The sequence below is a fragment of the Nocardia sp. CA-129566 genome, from assembly GCF_050956075.1.
GTDB lineage: Bacteria > Actinomycetota > Actinomycetes > Mycobacteriales > Mycobacteriaceae > Nocardia.
Window position 1 is genome coordinate 4,891,644 of record NZ_CP192085.1, and the last position, 21,444, is coordinate 4,913,087.

The following is a 21,444-nucleotide window of genomic DNA, read 5'->3' on the forward strand; positions in this document are numbered from 1 at the left end:
CTGATGCATGGTCTGCGAACCGACCACGCATTGTCACTTCGCGCACTTTCCGCAAGGTGCCGCGACCGACGACCGTGCGTTCGAGCCCGGAGCGGGCAGGGCGTCAGTTGGGCAATACTGCGACCGTCGCCGAGAACCACTACATCGACATCCCCGAGACGGCACGCGGCAGTCGGGAGGTCCTCGAGCGGTGGGCGGGCCTAGCGAGTATGGAAAATGCGGGGTTTGTTCGATGACAGCTCCGAGCCGGATGGACTTTGACCTGCGACCACCTGTCGTTCAGGGAAGTCTCAATGGATCCTGTTATCGCTGTTCGCAACGGGTTTCGACAAGATGTGACGGCTGGACAGCACCCATCGAATCCGAGCGTTTCTCGCCATGGTGGGGGTTTCTGTGGGGTGGATCGAATCACCGTCACCGGCGCCGTCGTCCGAGCCGTCCTCGATGCCAACGTCGGCCGCAGGTATTGGCGTCGTCGATGCAGCCAGGGGAGTGCATCCCCCGTAAGGAACGGACTATCGCAGCTGCCTCGGCGTGTCGGAGGACGACACCCCCAGGCGTTGCAGGGCGTAGCACTGACCTACTAACCGTAGGGTCCTGGCCGGGCACCGGCCGTGACACAAGCCGAATATCGGATGTGTCCATCCCGTCCGCCTCGCTACCGTGGTCGGATGGTGCACGATTCGGCGAGGGGGTTCTATGACGGCCTCGCCGCCACATACGACCTGATCTACCAGGACTGGAACGACGCGATCGTCGAGCAGAGCCGTGCACTTGATCGGCTCATACGATCGGTGTGCCAGGGCGACTCCGAGCGCGTACTCGATGTTGCTTGCGGGATCGGAACGCAAGCGTTGGGCTTCGCCGAGCTCGGCTACAACACTGTGGCATCAGATCTGAGTTCCGTTGCGGCACAACGCGCTGCTGCCGAAGCTATGACCCGCGGCCTCCTTTTGCCGGTAGTCACTGCGGATATGCGATCCTTACCATTTCGCGATGACAGCTTCGACGTCGTCGTGTGTGCCGACAACGCGATACCCCACCTGCTCGACTCGACGGATGTGGTCGGCGCCTGCCGGGAGATGCGACGGGGTACTGCGCCCAGGCGGCATTCTCCTGGCCACCACCCGCGACTACGACGCGATCCGCCGAGCGCGCCCGCGCTCCACCATGCCGCAAACACACGACTCCGCATCCGGACGAGTGGTCACATTCCAGCTATGGGACTGGGCCGACGACGGGGAACACTACGACGTGGAACTGTTCCAAGTCGCCTCGTATCAAGATCGATGGATTACGACCGTGGGGCACACTCGATACTGGGCGATGACCCGCGGCCAGATCTCCGGTTTCGCCCACGCCGCCGGATTCGGATCCCTCAGTTGGCATATGCCCGACAAGACCGGATTCTTCCAACCGGTGCTGACCGCACGCAAGCTATAGAACTCATCGTCGAGCCATCCGCAGGATTCCACACCAGCAGGACGCCGTGAGCTGCCTGCGGCTTGGAGCCGGGCATGGACAGCGGGTGCAGGCGCCTGCTGAACACATGTACCGCGGTTGCCGCCGATCCGGCCGGTTCAGTCTTGCCGCGAACGACTCCGTTCTCGAGTCACACCACCGATCTTGCATCGATGCACCAATCCGTAGTTTTGTTGCAATGCATCTCTGATATGTAGCAGACTGTCGCCAGTCCGCATGCGTGTTACGACAACCCAGAGAGGATGAGCGGATGGCAAGACAGGACCCCCATGACACACCGTTGCGGCGCCACCTCGAGGGCACCGCGACCTCGCGTCCTACTGCCCTCGACGCCTTCCACCAGGCCCGCAGAACCTTCCTCGCCGGTGACCGCGTGGACATGCAGACGCTGGCTCGGGCACTTACCGTGGACCGCGCCACCCTGTATCGCTGGGTCGGCTCCCGCGACCAGTTGCTCACCGAGATTCTGTGGTCACTGATCGAACCCACCATCACCCGCTCGCGGAAGGCTCATTGCCACTCCAGACCGCCCGCCGTGCCCGGTCAGTCTCCGGCCGCAGCCGTCATGAACGACGTCATGCGCGCCGTCAACGCGAATCCGGGCATGCAGCGCTTCATCGACCGCGAGGGCGAGCTGGCCCTGCGCCTGCTGACAACCAAGGCGTCCGGTTTCGAGGCCCGGCTGACCCAGCTGGTCGCCGAGATCGTCCGCGAGGAGACCGCCGTCGGTCGCCTGCAGTCATCGATCCCGTCCGAAGATCTGCCGTACGTGCTGGTCCGCGTCATGGAGTCCTATTCCTACCTCGGGCTCATCACCGGCCAGCACCTCGACGCTGATCGTTCCGCCAGGGTCGTCAACGCGCTCCTACCCCGCGGGAAGAACAGCGATCCGGATGCGGAGTAGCCACGACCTGCCGGCGTATTCGACTACATAGCTGGTAGAACAGCAGTCCGAAACCTGCTGCGAAAAGTGGCCCGAGAGTCACTGTCCGGAAGTATCGGCGTTCGAAGTCGGCGATCAATTTATTGAATACGCTCGGCTGCTTTGCGAACGGCTATGGCGACCTCCCTGACTTCCTCCTCCACAACGACGCCCCGGATGCAACGCCATCCGCTGCCCGAACGTCGGGTCCTGGCATCTGAAATGTTCGCTATCCGAGTGTTCATGTGAGTCGGCGGTATCCGAGGTGGTGCGGCTTTGGTGACGGTGCCGATTTCGGCTGGGCTGCAGCGTTGAGGACGTCATCACCGATGTGCAGCGGCGCCCAGATTGAATCGGCGAGTGTGGCGGGCCGCGCGATCTTCGACCGAAGCGCGAGCCGGCCGTACTGAACGGCGGTGCCGCGTAAGGGATTCCGAGAAACGCGTGGACGCCGAATTCGGCCTTGCCGCGAACGACTCCGGTCTCGAGTCGCACTACCGAGCCTATGCAGCATGGCACCGATCCGTACCCCATTGCAGCATGCTTGCCTCGTGCAACATCATCTAGATTTGTTGCCTACTTGCATACTATCTCAGATGTGTAGCAGACTGGCGATCGTGTCTAGTCATGAAGGAGAACGCTCATGAGGTTGAAGCGTTGTGTCGCTCCGGTCATCGCTGCGCTGATCGGAGTTGCCGCCTGGTCACCAGCCCAGGCGATGGGTGAGCCGCCCCCCAAGGCGTTACCGGCGGAGATCCAGGATCTCGTCAAAGCCGACGGTGTTCCCGGCATAGCTGTGGTGACGAGCGACGACGGGAGGCCGGCGCGGCAGACGGCTGCCGGCCTCGCGGACATTCCCGCAAACCGACCGATGCACCCCGACTACCAGTTCCGGATCGCTTCCATAACCAAGACCTTCGTGGCCACGGTGGTATTGCAGCTCGTCACGGAGCATCAGCTCACACTCGACCAGCCGATCGCGGGGCTCCTGCCCGAACCGGTACCGAACGCCGAACAGATCACCGTGCGGGAACTGCTCAACCACACCAGCGGACTCTTCGACTACTCGGATGATCCCGGCTTCAACCCCGGCGCCACCTACACCCCCGCGCAGCTCATCGCCATGGGCGTGGAGCATTCGCCATACTTCGCGCCCGGGACGGGCTTCCGTTACTCGAGCACCAACTACATCGTCCTCGGCGAGATCGTTCATCAGGTCACCGGTCATGCGATCCAGGACGAAGTGCAATCGCGTCTGATCGACCCCCTCCACCTGAGCAGCACGACCTTCCCGACCGAGACCACGGCTGCCCCCCGGCAGGCGCGCGGCTACGTTTTCGACGCTCCGCTGCCGCCTCGTTCCGGTCCCGCAATCGACGCGACCACCCGGACAAGCGCCAGCGCGGCCGGGGCGGCGGCAGCGATGGTGTCGACAGGCGACGACGTCGACCGGTTTCTCGGAGCCCTGCTCGGCGGGGAACTCTTCTCGAAGGACCTGATCGCAGAGATGGAGCGGCCCACGCCAGGTGCCGACGCGTTCTACGCCGGTGCCGGTATCCCCGGCATCAGCTACGGCCTCGGCCTGATGATCGCCGCGACTCCATGCGGAACTGCCTACGGCTCTTTGGGAGACATCGACGGGTACACCTCCAGCGTGATGCAGGTCGGCCATCGCCGGGTCGCGCTGTTCATGAATACCAACTCGCTGCAGCCCTCGTTGCGCCAGCAGACGCTCTCCCTCGCCGTGCAGGAACTCTGCCGCGCTGGCTGACACCACGTCGGCGTCGTCACGCCGATCAGCCGAGACCGCATTGCTCCCTCGCCCCGATCGGCGCATCCCAAGGAGCCGGAAGCCGTGCCGCAACCACCTAGCGACCGCAACGGTCCAGACCACGCTTGCGGCGCGGTGGGCGGCCTCATGATCGGACTAGCGGGGCGAGGGGGCCACACGGACCACCGTAAGCCGCCAGCCGGCCGTGCCCGGCACCCAGCGAGGGGCGGCGGCCGCGGTGCTGGTGAGCGAGAACTGTGCGCTGCGCGGACTTCTGTCCAAGGGCATTCGTTTGCCCGAGCGGACTGGCGCAATGTGCCGAGCTACCGTTGGGGTCCAGCCGGTGCACGCCAAGTGGATGGGGCGCGAATCGTCTTGCAGCACAATATCGGTCTCGGTGGCGCCGCCGTGTGACCTGGTACGCGAAGGTGAGTTGACGAGGGCCGTCGATCAGCGCGCAGCAGGCCGACAGCAGCTCGAGGTCTTCGGGTCGATCTGCGGCAGGCGTTACGCCGCGAACGCGGTTCACCTACTGCTCGTCCTCGCTGCGGTTGTCTTGACACGCATGCCGACCGGCGACAGAATGCCACATATCAGAAATACATTGCAACGAAGCTACGGATGGGTGCCATGGTGCAACGCTCGGTGGTGCGACTCGGAAACGGAGTCGTTCGCGGCAAGGCCGAATTCGACGTCCACGCGTTTCTCGGAATCCCTTACGCGGCACCGCCGTTCGGCGTGAACCGGATGCGGCCGCCGCAGCCGGTCCAGCCCTGGGAGGGCGAGCTGGACGCGACGGCGTATGGGCCGACGGCGCCCAAAGGGGACTATCCGCCGCAGTTCGCCCGGCTGTTCCCGGAGGTGGTGATCCCGGGGGCAGACTGCTTGAACCTGAACGTGTGGACACCCGATCCCGGTGCGCGGGGGCTGCCGGTGCTCGTGTGGCTGCACGGCGGCTCGTTCACGAATGGGTCCTCGTCGCTCCCCGAATACGACGGCACCGCCTTCGCGCGTGACGGTGTGGTCTGCGTGACCGTCAACTACCGGCTTGCCGCCGAAGGCTACTTGTTCCTCGACGACGGCACCGCCAATCTCGGCCTGCTCGATCAGTTGGCGGCGCTGCACTGGGTGCAGGACAATATCGCGGCGTTCGGAGGCGATCCGGCGCGTGTCACCGTCGCGGGCGAGTCGGCCGGGGCGATGAGCGTGACGACGCTGCTGTCGATGCCGCTGGCGCAGGGCCTGTTCGCGCAGGCCATCGCGCAGAGCGGGGCCACTGCTCACACACTCACCAGCGAGGAGGCCTGCACCGTCGGCGGCTACCTCGCCGAGGCGCTCGGCGTCCCGCCGGATCGGGAGGCGATCAAAGCCGTCTCGATGAACACCCTCGTGCAGGCCGCATCCGACCTGGTGACCGAGGTTCAGACAGTGCCCGACCCTGCCAAGTGGGGGCGGCTCGCACTGAGCCTGCTGCCGTTCGCGCCCACCCTCGACGGCTCGGTCCTGCTTACCATGCCGATCGACGCGATCACGGCAGGCCACGGCGTCGATGTTCCGCTACTGATCGGGTCGAACCGAGACGAGGGACGACTGTTCCTCGTCCCGACAGGCGCCATCGCCGCCATCGACGAGCCGGCGCTTGCCATGATGGCGGGTGCATACGGCCTCGCCGGGAACGACCTGGCCGTCTACCGAGCCAACCGCCCCGACGCCAGCCCAGGCGACATCCTCGCTGCCGTGATCACCGACTGGTACTACCGCATACCGGCGATCCGGGTTGCCGAGGCCCGGAGCGCCGCAGGAGCAACCGGGACCTGGATGTACCGCTTCGACCATCCCGAGCCGCGGGCCAACCACGGACTGGGCGCGTGCCACGGTGCCGAGGTCCCCTTCGTCTTCGACACCATCACCCATCCCGAGCTGGGCCCACTCCTGGGCGAGGTGCCGTCGCAGACTGTCGCGGACCGGACCCACCAGGTTTGGGTCGACTTCATTACGCACGGGGCACCCGGCTGGGCACCCTACGACACCGTCGGCCGCACCACCGGCCTGCTCACCGACGACATCAGTCCTGTCGATGACCCGGCAGGCGACGAGCGCGCGCTCTGGGAGGACATCCGCTGACCGTCGATTCACATTCAAGGAGACCTACCCATGCGGATTCTCATTTCCGGTGCCAGTATCGCCGGTCCGGTGCTGGCGTATTGGCTCACCAGGCACGGTTTTTCGGTCACGGTGGTCGAGCGCGCGCCGGTTCCGCGCAAGACCGGTGGCCACGCGGTCGACCTGTTCCGGCCCGCGATGGACATCTCGGAGAAGATGGGCGTGCTCGATCGCATCGAGTCGCGGGTCACCGGTACGAGCCGGTTGACGCTCTGCCCGGAAGGGGACCGGCGGCCCGCCCGGGTAGACCTGGCCAAGCTCTTCGGTGCCACCTCCGATCGGCACGCGGAGATCATGCGGGACGATCTGAGCGAGATCTACTACGAGGCAACATGCGACGACGTCGAGTACCTGTTCGCCGACTCGATCACTGCGATATCTCCCGACGGTGAGGTGCAGTTCGAGAACGCCGCGCCGCGCCGCTTCGACCTGGTCGTCGGTGCGGACGGGCTGCACTCCAACGTGCGCCGCCTCGTCTTCGGGGACGAGGCTCGATTCAGTGCTTCCACCGGGGCCTATCTCGCGGTGGTGTCGCTTCCCGGCACCGCGGGCGTCGACGGTGAACTCCGCATCCATGTGGGTGTCGGGCGCACCGCCGGGATGTACCGCGCACGCCATCTCGACGATGCGCGGGCATTGTTCCTGTTCCGGACCGAGCGCGAACTCGACTTCCACCACCACGATGTATCGCGGCAGAAAGATCTGCTGCGCAACGCTTTCTACGGTGTGGACGCCGAGGTGGCGGGCTGGCTGGACGCGCTCGACCACACCCCGGCCTTCTACTTCGATTCCATCACCCAGCTGCACATGGACACCTGGTCACAGGGCAGGGTCACACTCGTCGGCGACGCGGGCTACTGTCCCGGCCCCGCCGTCGGCGGTAGCACCACGCTCGCGGTCGTGGGCGCCTACGTCCTGGCCGGCGAGCTGGCGCGGACGGGCGGCGACCCCGAGCGCGCTTTCCCCGCCTACGAGCGCGCGATGGCACCGCATGTGCGGGGCAGTCGCCAGGTGGCGACGAGCGCGGCGAAAACCCTGATTCCCACCTCGCGCCTCGGGGTGCGCGGCCTGGTCCAGGCCACCCGCCTGCTCTCCGTCCTCCCCGCGGGAGCCGCCCGCACCTTCCTCCGCCTCACCAGCAAAACCGCCAGTGTCTACAACGCAATGACCGTCGACGACTACCCACCGCCACCCGCCGCGTCCGGAAGCGACACGTCCCAGCCCTGACGACCGAGCGCGGCGACACTCGAGAAGCACACGATAGCGATGAACGCGGACTGTTCACGCTGCATCAACTCAGACACAGCAAGCTCACCCACGCCGCCGAGACCAGCGCGTCCACCCCTGATGGCGCTGTCGGGGCACGCCTCGGTGCGTAGCCTCGCGAAATACACCAGTCGGCCGAGGCCCTGGGACGGTGGCAGGCCGAGACCGCCCCGGCCTCCGGTCGTCGGCGATAGCTCGGCCTGTTCGGGTCGATACACTGACGACATGGTGAACACGGTCCGACCGACGCCGCGGCGTGTGTTGGACTGCTACTGGGGGGTCTGCCTGGTCGGGATAGTCGCGGTGATTTCCTATTTCGCGGTGGCGAAAAACGGATTGGCGGCACTGACGGTGGTGTTTCCGTGCTGTGTGGTGGTCTTGCTGACGATTCCGCTGTTCCGATTGGAGTCGGACCGTGCGGCCCGTCGCCATATCTGCCTGGTCGGGATAGTCACTATGGTTTCCTGCTTCGCGGTGGCGAACAACGATTCTTCGGCACTGACGGTGGTGTTTCCGTGTTGCGTGGTAGTCATGCTGACGTTTCCGTGGCTGTCTCGATTGGAGCCGGACCGTGAGGCCCGTCGTCATATTCTGTGGATCACTGCGGCGTTGTTGATCTCGGGCACAGTTTGGTTCCCGGCGTGGTGGGGGCTTGGGATCGTCGCTGTGCCTGCGATTACCGCAGTACTGTTCGGCTACGCCTTCGCGGCGAGGGCTGCGGTTCTGCAGGCCAGTCGCTCGTTCGACTTCGGTGACGAAGCGGGGAATGGTGACGAAGATCTGGGGCCTGGAATCCCCAAGCTGTCAGGAAGTGCAAAGTAGCCCAACGGAATCCTGAAGCTGGCTCGGGCCGCAAGGTGCGCCGGGCTTCGATTTCGGCGTCCTGAAATCGATCCTCTTCGTGATCAGTCGGCGTCGACGACGAGTACGGCCCCAGCCACCGGGGCAATGCCTGCTCACTCGTCGGCGCGGGTGTCGGGATCGCGTAACTTCCGGTGGGTGCCGCCGAGGTCGGGCAGGTGCAAGGCGTAGTGGGTCCGCAGCAACGACAGGGGGCGGCACCCCTACGAGTTCAAGGGCCTCATGACCCATGAGACCTGCGGACGGAAGATGCAGAGCCTCGAACACTCCACCCGGGGGACGCTCGCTCAAGCCGATTTCAAGATGGTCACTCAGCGCGGGCAGGCTGTTCCTTTGTTCGGCGTTCGTCATGGGGATGGCTCAGCTCCGGTGGGCCCTCGGGCACCGGGCCGAGAGAGCGGATCGCGAAATCTATTGCGGCGATCAGTCGAGCGGGGTCGTGGCGGGCACGTTCTCTGACGCGCAGGCCCAGCACCGTGGTGAACAAGGATTCGACCGCCGTGTCGATATCGAGATCGGGCGGCAGCTCACCTGTGGTGCGGCCACGGCGCAGCACTGCGTCCAGCGCGTCGCGGGTGACATCGAAAGCCGCTTCGACCCTTTGTTGCACGGCGACGTCGGTGGTACCGAGTTCGGTCGCGGTGTTGACCACGAAGCACCCGTCGGCGGGGTCGTCATGGGGCGCGCCACTGATCATCCAGATCATCCAGTCCCGCAACGCTTCCCGGCACAAACCGGATGCTTCGAGGCGGCGTTCGGCTTCGGCGGAGTCGCGCGCGCGGTAGTAGTCCAGCGCGCGCAGGAACAGGGTGTGCTTGTCGGTGAAGGTCCGATACAGGCTGCTGGGCTTGAGGTCCAACTCTTCCCCCAGCTCACGCACTGAGGTGGCGTGGTAGCCGTGCCGCCGAAACAAGGCGGTCGCCTTGGCGACCACCTCCTGCTCGTCGAATTCCCGCGGACGTGCCACGGCGTCAGGCTACCACAGTTGTGGAGCGATCGTTCCCGTATTAGGGTCCCTCGTATGGGAACGATCGCTACCGAATCGGAGGGGTGGCTTTGACCACGACGCAATACGCAACCAATCCCGTTGCCCCGCAAGCAAATCGCTGGTCCGCGTGACGACAGTGGCGGTCGGCACGTTTTTGCTGGTGACGGCCGAACAGTTGCCGATCGGGCTGCTGTCCCCGGTGGGCTCGGCGCTGCGGATCTCGCAGGGCGCGGCCGGGTTGACGGTGACCGGAGCCAGTATCGTGGCCGCCTTCGCGGCGCCCGTGGTTCCGCTGGTCATCGGCCGACTCGATCGCCGGGTGCTGCTCGTGGTCCTGATGGGACTCATGACCGTTGCCAACGCGATTTCCGCGATGGCACCCAACTTCGCAACACTGCTGGCGTCCAGGGCGCTGGTCGGCATCGCGATCGGCGGGTTCTGGGCAGTCGCCGCTGGTCTGGCCGTGCGGCTGGTGACCGAGAAGGCCGTGCCGAGAGCCACCGCAGTGATCTTCGGCGGGGTCGGAGCCGCGAACGTGCTCGGCGTCCCGCTCGGGACGGCACTCGGTGCTTCAGCGGGCTGGCGCCTGGCATTGGCGGCGCTGAGCATTCTGGCCCTCGTTGTATCCGTCGTCCTGGTCGCGGTCCTGCCACCCTTGGTCGCCACGCAACCCGTCGGACTTCGCCAACTCGTCGACCAATTCCGCAACCGCGGCGTACGGGCGGGCATCCTGGCCACGTTCCTTCTCGTGATCGGGCACTTCGCGGCCTACACCTTTGTCGGGCCGACGCTGCAACAGCTGGCCGGAATCGATGCCGTGTTCGTCGGCCCCCTGCTACTGGGATTCGGCATCGCGGGCATAGTTGGGAACTTCCTCGCGGGCGCGGCCCTCGGGCGAGCCCTGCACTCGACCGTGCTCGGCATCGCCGCCGGCCTGACCACACTGGTACTGCTCTACCCGCTGCTCGGTCGTGGCCCCATCGGCGCAGTGATCCTGCTGATCGGGTGGGGCTTGGTCTTCGGCGGAGTATCAGTGAGCCTGCAGACATGGATGATCACCGCGGCACCCAAGACAGTGGAAGCAGCCTCTGCCCTGTGGGTCGCGGTGTTCAACCTGGCAATCGGAGTCGGCGCACTGGCCGGGGGAGCAGTCGTCGACGCCGTCTCGCTGCCCGCAGTCCTGATATTCGCCGGTGTGCTGCTGGCTTTGGCCACACTCGCGGTCTGGTACGGCCGTGGCCCGCTCACGAGTGCTCGGCAAACCCGGGACTCCCAGTCGGCAGCACCCGGAGCCCATTGAGGGAGGATCGCGTCCCGTCCGAGCCGGAGCGATCGCCCTGAGCCGCCGACGTCGGAATGCCCACAATGCCGCATTCCGGGTCGTAGGGCGGCCCAGCGCTGCGAATCCGCTCGGATGTCAGGGCCGGGCCAGCAAGCCGCGGTTTCTCTTCCGCCTTACGAAAGGTGCTGGGGCTGATCAACGACCAGAAGTCGATCAGGGTCCCGGGGCGTGGCGAGGGCGGAAACCGGAGACGCGCCGTGGCCGAGCCGCTCATCGTGGGTGCTCGAGTGCACTCGAGCACGTGCTGCGTCAATGCGGGGCGGCTGATCCATCGAGCGGTACCGGTCAATGCTCGGGCGTCCGGGTTATCGCGGCCTCGGACGCGAGATACCGAATGAGGCGCAACGGGGCGCGAGGAGCGGCCGGCGTGAGGTGAGGTGGATCCTTCGGGACGACGAATCCGTGTTCCGTCGATCTCGCGCTGTCATGCGATAGGCGTGTGAGGGCGGTCTCGACCGAGGAGTCGACCGGGCGAACGTTCCGCATTAGGGCCCTTCTCATCGGCGTGGCGCACGGGCCGTATCCCCACATTGAGTGGAGGCCTCGATCGATATCCGCAGAGCTGGAAAGACTTCCGTGATATGACAGCCCATGACTCGCCGGGCCGACGTGCCGGCTTCTTACGATTCTCTCGGCTGAACCTCGATTGATGTGGCATCCGACGTGTAAACGGCGAGCCACCGGGGCGGGCACCTAAAGAATTATCTGGGTGCCCGCCCCGAGCGCATCACAGCGATATGACTCCGTGCGATCTGAGCAGTCGGGTGAGGTTGGCGCTGACCAAGCCAGCTGCCCGCAGTATCGCTTCGGCCATCGCGGGGACCCGTTGGAGTTCGGTCACCGTCGCCGCCAGCGTGGCGACGATCTCACCCGCGGGTCCGCGTACAGGTGCGGCGACGCAGGCGAGTCCGAAGCGGCTCAGGTCGGTGTCGTAGGCGAGTTCCCTTTCTCTCGTCATGGAGACTCGGCGACTCCACTCGCGCGATGAAAAGCCCTCCGGCGGTGCAGGATTCGCATGACCGACAGCCAAGACCTGCTCGGCTGCGGTGCCCGGCGGCAGCAGGACCCCCGCTCGCAGTGGGAAGATCTCATCGATCTCGCGCCCGATGCCGCCGATGAGCATGGTGTGTCCTCGATCGGTCACCGCGAGGCTGAAGCCGCCACGCTCGGTCGCCGCGGTTAGCTGTGCGAGCGGATGGGCTGAGGCCGCGCGCAGCAATCGCGCGGGCTGCCAGGTCTGCCCGAGCCGAAATACCCGGGGGCCGATCTGATAGCGGCCGCGGCGTCGCTGCACGGCCCCCTCCACGACCAACTGATTGAGCAGCCGGTAGGCCGTTGCCTTCGGTAATCCCGCGGCCGTTGCCAGTTGGGTCAAGCCCATCTCGTCACCGTGCGTGAGCGCCTCCAGCAAGGCGAATGCCCCCTCGAGCACCCCGCGTCCCCCCGCGGCCTCCGTCTTTTCCGCTGTCGCTTCGTTCACCGTCTGTCCTCCCATGCAGATAACGCAACGAACCGAGCACCATGCGTCTTATCGGTCGCGGTCCAGCAAATGGAACACCCGGTTCGCTCATCCGACCGAGGACTACCGCAGAGGTGCGGATCGGTTCCAGCATTGGTCCATCGCGCCGAACGGGCGCCGGGGGCTCCTCTTACCAGCGAGAAGTCTCCGGCCCTCGCCTCTCGCCGGCGTTTCATCGACGTTTCACGGCGCCGATGCGGGGGATACGGCGACACGACGGCTCGGGGGAAATTCGGATGGACGAAATCGAGGGAGATCAGATGGTCGACAGTCTTTTTGCTGATGTGTCATATTTTCAGGCGCCGGTGGATGATTCCTATCCGTACGCAATCCTGAGCTTCCGGTCGAACGACGGCATATTCCGTGACCCGAACTTCGCCACGAATTACGAATGGGCATGCCGGGCAGTCGATTCGGGCCGTTTGGCGTGTTTCATCGTCTACTTCTACTGGCGGCCGAACTGGCTCGACACCGTGCGCACCTACCGGGAGATGGTCGAGCAGGCCGGTGGTCCGCATCCGCGGATGATCACGATGATCGACGTCGAATCCGGCGGCAATCCCGACGGCGATCAGTCCCACGGAATCAATTGCGCGTACTGGAATATCGCCGACTGGCTGGGAGACACGCGCCGGGTCATCGGTTACGCCAACCGCGGCGACTTCCACGGCATGTGGTCCGACCGGCCCGATGGGTTGCGGGTGATCGGCGCGGGTTACGGCCGCAACCCGAATCTGCCCGGTCAGATCGCGCATCAATACACCGATGGCCAAGGCTTCGGTGGTGGTCTGCCCGAGGGCTGCCCACCGTTCGGGGCTTGCGACATGAACGCCGCCAACGGCATGTCGCCGCAGGATTTCGCCGCGGCGTGCGGCGTGGGAATAGAGGAGGAATTCATGTCCGCATTGAACGAGATCGAGCAGCGGGAACTGCTGGAGAAGACCCGCGACATCTGGGTTCAGCTGCGCGGCCCGAACGGCGATGGCTGGCGGCAGCTCGGCCAGAACAGCAACGGCCAGAACCGAACCCCGGTCGACGCCCTCGCGGCGGTCGAGGAAGCTCTGCAACATCCACGGAAGTAACGGTGCGCCAGCTGCGGTGCCGGGCGCGAACCACCGGCACTGCGGTTGCGTCGCTGACCCCGGGGCGGGCCGATGATGATGCCCGCGGCCGGATCTTGGCAACAGATATCGGAGTGGGGCGTACGGGAACTGTTGTGCGACAAGTTTATTCGAATCATTCTGGCTGATGACAGGGGAGTAGCGATATGGTTGACCAATCTCGGCCGAGCGAGCCGATTTCGGGCCGATCCGATACGGGGAGCGAACAGGCGCAGGCCGGTACAACCGGGCTGCAGCCACCGGCCATCATCCTTCCGAAGGGTGGTGGTGCGATCAAAGGGATCGGCGAGAAGTTCGCCGCCAACCCGGTGACCGGCACCGGATCCTTGACCGTACCCATCAGCGTCAGCCCTGGCCGTGGGGGTTTCGGCCCACAGCTGACGCTCGGCTACGACTCAGGCGCGGGCAACGGTCCGTTCGGAATGGGTTGGAGTCTCGGACTTCCCGCGATCACCCGCAAAACCGATAAGGGTCTGCCGCAATACGATGACGCCGCGGAATCCGACGTCTTCATCCTCTCCGGCGCCGAGGATCTGGTGCCGGTGCTTGTCGCGACCAACGGCGATTGGGTTCGGGAAGATCTGCCGACGCGCGTCGTGGGTGGCGTACGCTACCGTGTCCAGCGCTATCGCCCTCGCGTCGAGGGGTTGTTCGCGCGCATCGAACGCTGGACGAACCTCACCGACGCGGCAGATGTCTTCTGGCGCTCGATTTCTCGCGACAACGTCACAACCTGGTACGGCAGGACCGCGCAGACTCGGATCGCCGACCCCGCCGATCGGAGTCGCATCTTCAGCTGGTTGATCTGCGCGAGCTACGACGACAAGGGCAACGTCATCAGCTATGACTACAAATCCGAGAACGACGAACAGATCGACACTGGAAAAACCAACGAACGCAATCGAATTCGCAATGCCAACCGCTACCCCAAGCGAATTCGCTATGGCAATCACACGCCGTACTTCCCGATTCTCGATCCAGTAGCCGCCTGGCCCGCATTGCCGACCGAGGACCAGTGGTACTTCGAGCTGGTCTTCGACTATGGCGAGCACGATCGAACCAACCCGCTGCCGCAGGATGCCCCGGGCTGGGATGATCGACCGGATCCGTTCTCCTCCTACCGGTCCGGCTTCGAGGTGCGCACCTACCGCCTGTGCCGCCGGGCCCTGATGTTCCACCACTTTGCCGACGAGCCGGAGGTCGGCGTCGAGTGTCTGGTCCGGTCGACCGACTTCACCTATGCCCACGATGTCGACCCCACCAACGCGCGCAATCCGATCTACTCGCTGCTTACCGCGGTCACTCAGCACGGATACCGGCGTCATGACGGTGGCTACCGCTCCCGGTCGCTGCCTCCGGTCGAATTCGCGTACAGCGAAGCCGAGATCCAAAGCAAGCTGCACGAAATCGATAGCGAGAGCCTGGCGGGACTGCCTGCTGGCTCCAGCGATGGATACCAGTGGGTCGACCTCGACGGCGAGGGGCTGCCGGGCATCCTGACCGAGCAGGGCGACAGCTGGTTCTACAAGCGAAACCTCAGCCCGGTCAACCCGATTGGGCAAAACGGTGATGCGCACCGCACTGCCCGATTCGCACCGCCCGAACTGGTCACTCCGAAGCCCGCAGCGGCGTTGGCCGGCCTCAAGTTCGTCGATCTAGCCGGAGACGGACGCCCGGACATTGTTCGGTTCGACAGACCCGATCCAGGTTTCTACGAACGCGAGGACGCCGACTGGGCCCCGTTCACACTGTTCGGCCAGCTCCCCAACCACAATTGGAATGATCCGAATCTGCGGTTCGTCGACCTGGACGGCGACGGGCTGGCCGATGTGCTGATCACCGAAGACGACGCGCTGGTCTGGCATCCCGCACTCGGTGAGGACGGCTTCGGTGCCGAGCGGCGCGTCCCAACGGCGCGAGACGAAACCCGCGGCCCGGCACTGATCTTTGCCGATCCCGAGCAGACGATCCACCTCGCCGATATGAGCGGAGACGGACTGACCGATCTGGTCCGCATCCGCAATGGCGAAGTCAGCTACTGGCCGAACCTCGGCTACGGTCGTTTCGGCCCCAAAGTGACAATGGATCGCGCGCCATGGTTCGACCGGCCCGACCAGTTCGACAGCAAGCGCGTGCTGGTAGCCGACATCGATGGCTCCGGCACGACAGACATCCTCTATCTGCATGCCGACGGCATCCGCGTCTTCCTCAACCAGTCGGGCAACTGTTGGGGAGATCCAGTGGCAATCAACGTTGTTCCGCCGGTCGCTGCGCCGACCGGCGTGCAGGCACTCGATCTCCTCGGTAACGGCACCGCATGCCTGGTGTGGTCCTCGCCGCTGCCGAGTGAAGCGGGCCGACCACTGCGCTATGTCGATCTGATGGGCGGCAAGAAGCCGCACTTGCTCGTCGCGATGAAGAACAACCTCGGCGCTGAGACCGAAATCCGCTACGCACCTTCGACCAAGTTCTACCTACAGGACAGGCTGGCGGGTGCTCCTTGGAAGACCAAGCTGCCCTTCCCGGTATACGTAGTGGAGCAGGTGACCGCGCGCGACCGCTGGCGCAATACGAGTTTCTCCAGCACCTACAGCTACCATCACGGCTACTTCGACGGCCCGGAACGCGAGTTTCGGGGCTTCGGCCGCGTCGAGCAGGTCGATGTCGAGGATTTCGGCATCTTCGCTGGCGCAAACATCAACAGCCCATACATAACTCAGGATCACCGGCTCTATCAGCCACCGGTCAAGACTGTGACGTGGTACCACACCGGAGCGACCATCAGTGAACAGATCCTGCACCAGTTCGACCACGAGTATTTTCCGCACTCGCTCGAGAACCATCGACAATTCCTCGGGACCTTCCAGGAGGGCGCGTTTCCAGAACCGGATCTCGATGCCCAGAACCTCACCGCTGATGAGCGACGGGAGGCGATGCGGGCCTGCCGCGATGCGCCACTGCGGCAGGAGGTTTACGAACTCGACATGGCAGCGCTGGCACGGGGACAGCAGATACCTGTGCGGCTCTTCTCGGCCACCGCACATTCCTGCCACATCCGGCTGGTGCAGCCGCGAATCGGCGAGCGGCACGCCGTTTTCCACACGACGGAGAGTGAGTCGATCAGCTATCACTACGAGCTCGATCTCCGCGCGGAGACGGTGATGCCCGACCCGCGCATCACCCATGCGCTGAATGTGCGGGTCGACGAGTACGGCAACATCCTTCAGTCCGTGACGGTTGGATACCCGCGCTGGCAGGCGGTGCCGCTAAATGACCCGCTGCTGCCGCCCGGAGCGGAGACATTGGTCGCCGCTGTCCAGGGCGAGCTCCACCTCGCCTATGTCGAGACGCGCTACACCGACGACGTGGTCACCGAGCCGGACAACTACCGGCTGCGCTTGTCGTGTGAGACAAAGGCATCCGAGCTGAGCGGTATCACACCGGCCGCAGGGCGCTATTTCGCGCTCGAGCAGTTGCGTGGATTGCAGCTGAGTGACCGCTATCCCGTTGTCGGGATGCCGATCGAATCGATTCCCTATCACCAGTTGCCCAATCGCGCACGGCCACAACAGCGGGTCGTCGAGTTGACGCGCTCTTTGTTCTTCGACGCCGCTCTGGACACCCCACTTCCATTCGGCACGCTCAACGCTCGGGCTCTGCCCTTCGAGACCTACACGCTGGCACTGACCGATGCGCTGCTGACGGCTGTATTCGGTGACAAGCTGGTCGCAGATGTCGCCGCCGCGCTGGAAAATGGTTCGGCCAGTGGCTATCTCGGTGGACCGGTGCTGGCTCAACGGCTGGGTGCGGATACGGCGGGCCAGCATTGGATCTGCTCCGGGATCGCCGGCTATCAGGTCGACGCGCCGCAGCATTTCTTTCTGCCCGAGCGATACACCGATCCGTTCGGAAATGTCACCGTGGTCGCGTTGGATCCACGCGATCTGTACCTGCTGTCGAGTACGGACGCGCTCGGAAATCGTACCGAGGTAACGGATTTCGACTTCAGGGTACTGTCGCCACGGCGGATTCGTGATATCAACGGCAACTTCTCGCATGCCCGCTATGACATTCTCGGCCTGCTGGCGGTGACTGCAGTCAGTGGCAAGAACGGTGAGGGCGACAGCCTCGATGAATTCGACGATGCGGCAATCGATCCGGATCCAGCCCGTTTGGCGGCCTTCTTCGTAACCGAAGACTTCGCTGCGACGATCGCACAGAGTCTGCTCGGCGGCGCGACATCCCGCTTCCTCTACTACCTCGGCGGGACCGTCCGTAATGGCACGATCGTCTGGGGCGAACATCCGCCGTCCGCGGCGGCGATAATGCGCGAGCGGCACGCCGACCAGCAAACCCACAGCCCGCTCCAGACGGCGTTCGAGTACTCCGACGGTGGCGCGCAGGTCATCGTCAAGAAGGTCCAGGCCGAGCCCGAATCGCCCGGCGGTCCGATACGTTGGGCGGCCACCGGCAAGACGATCCTGAACAACAAGGGCAAGCCGGTAAAACAGTACGAGTCCTACTTCAGCCCGGCCGAGGTCGGTCACCGATTCGAAGAACCTCGCGAAATCGGCGTCACACCGGTGATCTTCTACGATGCGGTCGGGCGACAGGTCCGCGCCAATTCACCCGACGGCAGTTTCAGCCGGGTCGAGTTCTCGCCGTGGCACAGCACCGAATACGACGCGAACGATACTGTCCTCGAGCCTGGAAACGCCTGGTACGCGCGGATGAGCGCATCGGCAATCCCCGCCGAGCGCCGCGCAGCGCAGCTGACCGTCGCGCATGCCGCTACGCCCGCGCTCACGCTGCTCGACAGCCTCGCGCGCCCGGTAGTGACCATCGCCCACAACCGCGCGGGCGGGATCGACGAAAAGCACATCACTTTCACCAAGTTCGACGCCGAGGGCAAACCGCTCTGGGTGCACGATGCGCGGGGTAACCGCGCCACGCAGTACGTCACTGCGCCGCTGCCCGACGGCCAGCACCCGTTCGACGATCCCCAGAACCTGGCCCCGGCAGGTATCGCCCCTGGCTACGACATCGCCGGTCGATTGCTCTTCCAACACAGTATGGACGCCGGTGAGCGCTGGACCTTGCTCGATGCGGCAGGAAAATCCTGGTTCGGCTGGAACAGTCGTGGTTTCCGCACCCACCTGACCTATGACGGCCTGCATCGCGCGGACAGTATGTTTGTCTGTGCCGCAGGCGATACGACACTCTCGGGTGACCCGCGCAACCCTGCGTTGCCGCCGGAACCGGAGATACTCGTTCAACGGCATGTGTACGGCGAGGCACATTCCGACCCCGGTGCCAATCTGCGTGGCAAGGTGTTTCGCGTCTACGACAGCGCAGGCGTGTTGACCAGCGGACGTTACGACTTCAAAGGCAACCTGCTCACCAACGATCGCCGCTTCGTACGCGACTACAAGACCACCCCGGACTGGTCGGCTCTTGCCGGGTTGACCGATCTCGACGAAATCGCCTCCGCCGCAGAATCCATGCTGGAGTCGGAAACACCGCTGACAACCGAGACATGCTTCGACGCCCTCAACCGCCCGACGACGATGACGTCGCCCGACGGCAGCGCCTACCGCGCGACATTCAACGAGGCCAACCTGCTCGAACAGGTAGCGGTGAATCTGGGCGGTGCGGCTATGGCCACGTCGTTCGTCACCAAAATCGACTACAACGCGAAAGGTCAACGAGTTCGCATCGAGTACGGCAACGGCGCCTCGACCGAATACCACTACGACCCATTCACTTTCCGCCTGACCGATCTCCGCACGACCCGCCCCACCAGCCCCGACGCCACCGCCTCGGCGCTCTTCCATGATCCGGCTGTGGTCCAGGATCTGCACTACACATACGACGCGGTCGGCAATATCGTCCGCATAGCCGACGCCGCAGTGAATGCCACTGTACGAGCTGGCGCCACAAGCGATTACGTGTACGACGCGCGCTATCGATTGATTGCGGCCAGCGGGCGCGAGCACGGCGGGCAAACCGATTTCGCGCTCACCCCCGGTGATATCAACCGCCGCGATTACCCGTTCGTCGGTGCGCGTATCCACCCGAACGACCTGCAGGGCCTGCGCGACTACATCGAACTCTACCGTCACGACGCCGTCGGTAACATCATGGCGCTTGTCCATCATTCAGGAAGCAACATCGACCAACCCGGACAGACCCTATGGCAGCGCCGATACCAGTACGCACTGGACAGCAATCGTCTACTGGCCACCAGCCTGCCCGGCGACCCGGACGACCTCCCGGAATATGTGGCCTCGGGCAGCTACCGCGCCAGATACGACTACAACCCGCACGGCGATATGACAGCAATGACGCACCTGGCTCTGATGCGCTGGGATCACAGAGATCAGCTGAGCGCCAGTGCCCAGCAGGTGGTCCACGACGGCGCACCAGAAACCACGTACTACACCTACGACGTCACCGGCCAGCGGGCCCGCAAGGTCACCGAAACGCGAACCGGCGCAGTCAAGAACGAGCGAATCTATTTGGGCGGCTTCGAGATCTACCGTGAATACACTGCCGGAGACATGATCCGAGAACGCGCAACCTTGCATGTCATGGACGACAAGCATCGTATCGCTCTCGTCGAGACCGAGACCACCGCACAGATCCGATACCAACTCGGGAACCATCTCGAAACGAGCAGCGTCGAACTCGACCAGCACGGTGCGTTGATCACTTATGAGGACTATCACCCCTACGGCACTACGGCATTCCAAACCGGGCGCAACGCTGCCGAGGTCAGCCTGAAACGCTACCGCCACACCGGGAAAGAGCGCGACGACGAAAGCGGGCTGTCCTATCACGGTGCGCGCTATTACGCGTCCTGGCTCGCGCGCTGGGCCAGTTGCGATCCAGCAGGCCCCGTTGACGGCACGAACATCTACATGTATTGCAAAGCAAATCCCGTAGGCGGAATGGATCCTACCGGCACCCAGACGGAACCGGATCTCGATGCGGGCGCGCCGGAGCCGACCCCGATACCCCCGCCGGACGCGGTCAATGAAGCCGGTGAAGGTATCTATGTGTTGCCGGAAGAACAGGCACGCCAAGAACACGCCGAACTCCCTGAGGGAGGCGCGCTACCGCCGGAACTCGCCAGCCAGGGGTTGGTCCCTACGGTCAGCAATGACGCCACGCGGAAGTATGTGGCACAAGAGCGCGATATCGGGGTCAAATCAGCTCTGCGCAACAACCCGCTGGTAGCTGTACCGACCGTCGTGTCTGCAATTGTTGCCCATCAGTTCAACCCCAAGACAGCGCAGTCGATACTGAGTGTGATCGATGGACCGGAGCCGAAATCCGAAGTAGCGCAGGGAGCCGAGTTCTACACGACCGTCGCACTTGGTGTCGCCGAGACGCTGCTCGGGGCGGGCGCCGAGTTCGTTCTTCCACGTCCGCGTCTGCGTCTGCGCGTACCGGAAACCGTGATCATGGGTCGTACCATGTCATTTCTCGAAAATGATGCCGAAGTGGAATTCGGGAAGACATTCACGCGTATAGGTGGCGACACCAGTAGTGCGACAGTCGCCCAATTCGGAAAACCATGGCCCGGCACACACGATGTCATCATCCACGCCGCGATCGACGGGAAAGGGGACAGGTTCATAACAGCCACTCCGCACGGGATGCTTATCGTGCATGAGGCGCAGGTGGCGTCCACAACACTGACGAACCCAAATCTGTTGCCGGGGCAACCTATACGAATGGTGAGCTGCCAACTCTCTCCTGAGCAAGCGCAGGCTTTCGCGGACCTGACAGGGCATCCAGTTTTTGCGTCGCCATTGACGGCCGGCCTGCGAGCGCCGTACATCCCATATGCCCCAGGGCAGAAGCCGATACAGCAAATGATCCGGTACGACCACGTTCTTCGCGACTATACGGCCACCGCCGAAAAGCAGGTTTGGAACCTGTATCTGCCCAGGAAAAAGTAGCGGCGACCATGGTGATGCCACGGTCCGGTGACTCGACCGTAG

General features: G+C 64.3%; 11 protein-coding genes and 2 pseudogenes. 11 read left to right on the forward strand and 2 right to left on the reverse strand.

Features of this window, described 5'->3' with window-relative positions; genetic code table 11:
• Window positions 1-671 precede the first annotated feature (671 nt).
• From ACQP0C_RS21175 to ACQP0C_RS21205, 7 genes and pseudogenes are all read left to right on the forward strand, one after another.
• Entirely contained in the window at window positions 672-1,493 is an 822-nt protein-coding gene (locus ACQP0C_RS21175; protein WP_433722328.1) for a class I SAM-dependent methyltransferase, read from the forward strand.
• A 239-nt stretch (window positions 1,494-1,732) separates the two neighbouring features.
• Window positions 1,733-2,386, forward strand: a complete 654-nt coding sequence (locus tag ACQP0C_RS21180) for a QsdR family transcriptional regulator (RefSeq protein ID WP_433722329.1) — start codon at window positions 1,733-1,735, stop codon at window positions 2,384-2,386.
• Window positions 2,387-3,047: 661 nt separating this feature from the next.
• Window positions 3,048-4,175, forward strand: coding sequence for a serine hydrolase domain-containing protein (locus tag ACQP0C_RS21185; RefSeq protein ID WP_433722331.1), 1,128 nt, complete (start codon window positions 3,048-3,050; stop codon window positions 4,173-4,175).
• A 268-nt stretch (window positions 4,176-4,443) separates the two neighbouring features.
• Window positions 4,444-4,589: pseudogene (locus ACQP0C_RS21190) on the forward strand (lipid-transfer protein); the annotation flags it as partial.
• Window positions 4,590-4,805: 216 nt separating this feature from the next.
• Window positions 4,806-6,299: a carboxylesterase/lipase family protein gene (locus ACQP0C_RS21195; RefSeq protein WP_433722333.1), complete on the forward strand. Its 1,494-nt coding sequence runs from the start codon at window positions 4,806-4,808 to the stop codon at window positions 6,297-6,299.
• A 30-nt stretch (window positions 6,300-6,329) separates the two neighbouring features.
• The gene (locus ACQP0C_RS21200) at window positions 6,330-7,565 is read left to right on the forward strand and encodes an FAD-dependent monooxygenase (protein WP_433722335.1); all 1,236 of its coding nucleotides are present in this window, start codon (window positions 6,330-6,332) and stop codon (window positions 7,563-7,565) included.
• A 264-nt stretch (window positions 7,566-7,829) separates the two neighbouring features.
• Window positions 7,830-8,426 (forward strand): hypothetical protein, encoded by a 597-nt coding sequence (locus tag ACQP0C_RS21205; RefSeq protein WP_433722337.1) that lies wholly within the window; start codon window positions 7,830-7,832, stop codon window positions 8,424-8,426.
• A gap of 346 nt (window positions 8,427-8,772) precedes the next feature.
• Here the strand turns inward: ACQP0C_RS21205 and ACQP0C_RS21210 are convergent, their stop codons facing one another.
• Window positions 8,773-9,432, reverse strand: a complete 660-nt coding sequence (locus ACQP0C_RS21210; protein WP_433722339.1) for a TetR/AcrR family transcriptional regulator — start codon at window positions 9,430-9,432, stop codon at window positions 8,773-8,775.
• Window positions 9,433-9,580: 148 nt separating this feature from the next.
• On the opposite strand from ACQP0C_RS21210, the gene ACQP0C_RS21215 reads away from it, so the two are divergent.
• Window positions 9,581-10,753, forward strand: coding sequence for an MFS transporter (locus ACQP0C_RS21215; protein ID WP_433722341.1), 1,173 nt, complete (start codon window positions 9,581-9,583; stop codon window positions 10,751-10,753).
• 769 nt (window positions 10,754-11,522) lie between these two features.
• Here the strand turns inward: ACQP0C_RS21215 and ACQP0C_RS21220 are convergent.
• Entirely contained in the window at window positions 11,523-12,275 is a 753-nt protein-coding gene (locus ACQP0C_RS21220; RefSeq protein WP_433722343.1) for a helix-turn-helix domain-containing protein, read from the reverse strand.
• 299 nt (window positions 12,276-12,574) lie between these two features.
• Between ACQP0C_RS21220 and ACQP0C_RS21225 the strand changes: the two genes are divergently transcribed.
• The 3 genes and pseudogenes from ACQP0C_RS21225 (at window position 12,575) to ACQP0C_RS21235 (ending at window position 21,402) form a co-directional block, all read left to right on the forward strand.
• Window positions 12,575-13,396 carry a hypothetical protein gene (locus tag ACQP0C_RS21225; RefSeq protein ID WP_433734608.1) on the forward strand — a complete coding sequence of 274 codons (822 nt, stop codon included), beginning with the start codon at window positions 12,575-12,577 and terminating at the stop codon, window positions 13,394-13,396.
• Between the two features lie 185 nt (window positions 13,397-13,581).
• A pseudogene (locus tag ACQP0C_RS21230) lies at window positions 13,582-14,559 on the forward strand (SpvB/TcaC N-terminal domain-containing protein); the annotation flags it as partial.
• 705 nt (window positions 14,560-15,264) lie between these two features.
• Entirely contained in the window at window positions 15,265-21,402 is a 6,138-nt protein-coding gene (locus ACQP0C_RS21235; RefSeq protein WP_433734609.1) for a toxin TcdB middle/N-terminal domain-containing protein, read from the forward strand.
• Window positions 21,403-21,444: the final 42 nt, after the last annotated feature.

Excerpts from the sequence above, each read along its gene's own strand:
- ACQP0C_RS21175 (WP_433722328.1), top strand. The coding sequence starts at position 672 with ATGGTGCACGATTCGGCGAGGGGGTTCTATGACGGCCTCGCCGCCACA.
- ACQP0C_RS21225 (WP_433734608.1), top strand. The coding sequence starts at position 12,575 with ATGGTCGACAGTCTTTTTGCTGATGTGTCATATTTTCAGGCGCCGGTG.
- ACQP0C_RS21180 (WP_433722329.1), top strand. The coding sequence starts at position 1,733 with ATGGCAAGACAGGACCCCCATGACACACCGTTGCGGCGCCACCTCGAG.
- ACQP0C_RS21205 (WP_433722337.1), top strand. The coding sequence starts at position 7,830 with ATGGTGAACACGGTCCGACCGACGCCGCGGCGTGTGTTGGACTGCTAC.
- ACQP0C_RS21185 (WP_433722331.1), top strand. The coding sequence starts at position 3,048 with ATGAGGTTGAAGCGTTGTGTCGCTCCGGTCATCGCTGCGCTGATCGGA.
- ACQP0C_RS21195 (WP_433722333.1), top strand. The coding sequence starts at position 4,806 with ATGGTGCAACGCTCGGTGGTGCGACTCGGAAACGGAGTCGTTCGCGGC.
- ACQP0C_RS21200 (WP_433722335.1), top strand. The coding sequence starts at position 6,330 with ATGCGGATTCTCATTTCCGGTGCCAGTATCGCCGGTCCGGTGCTGGCG.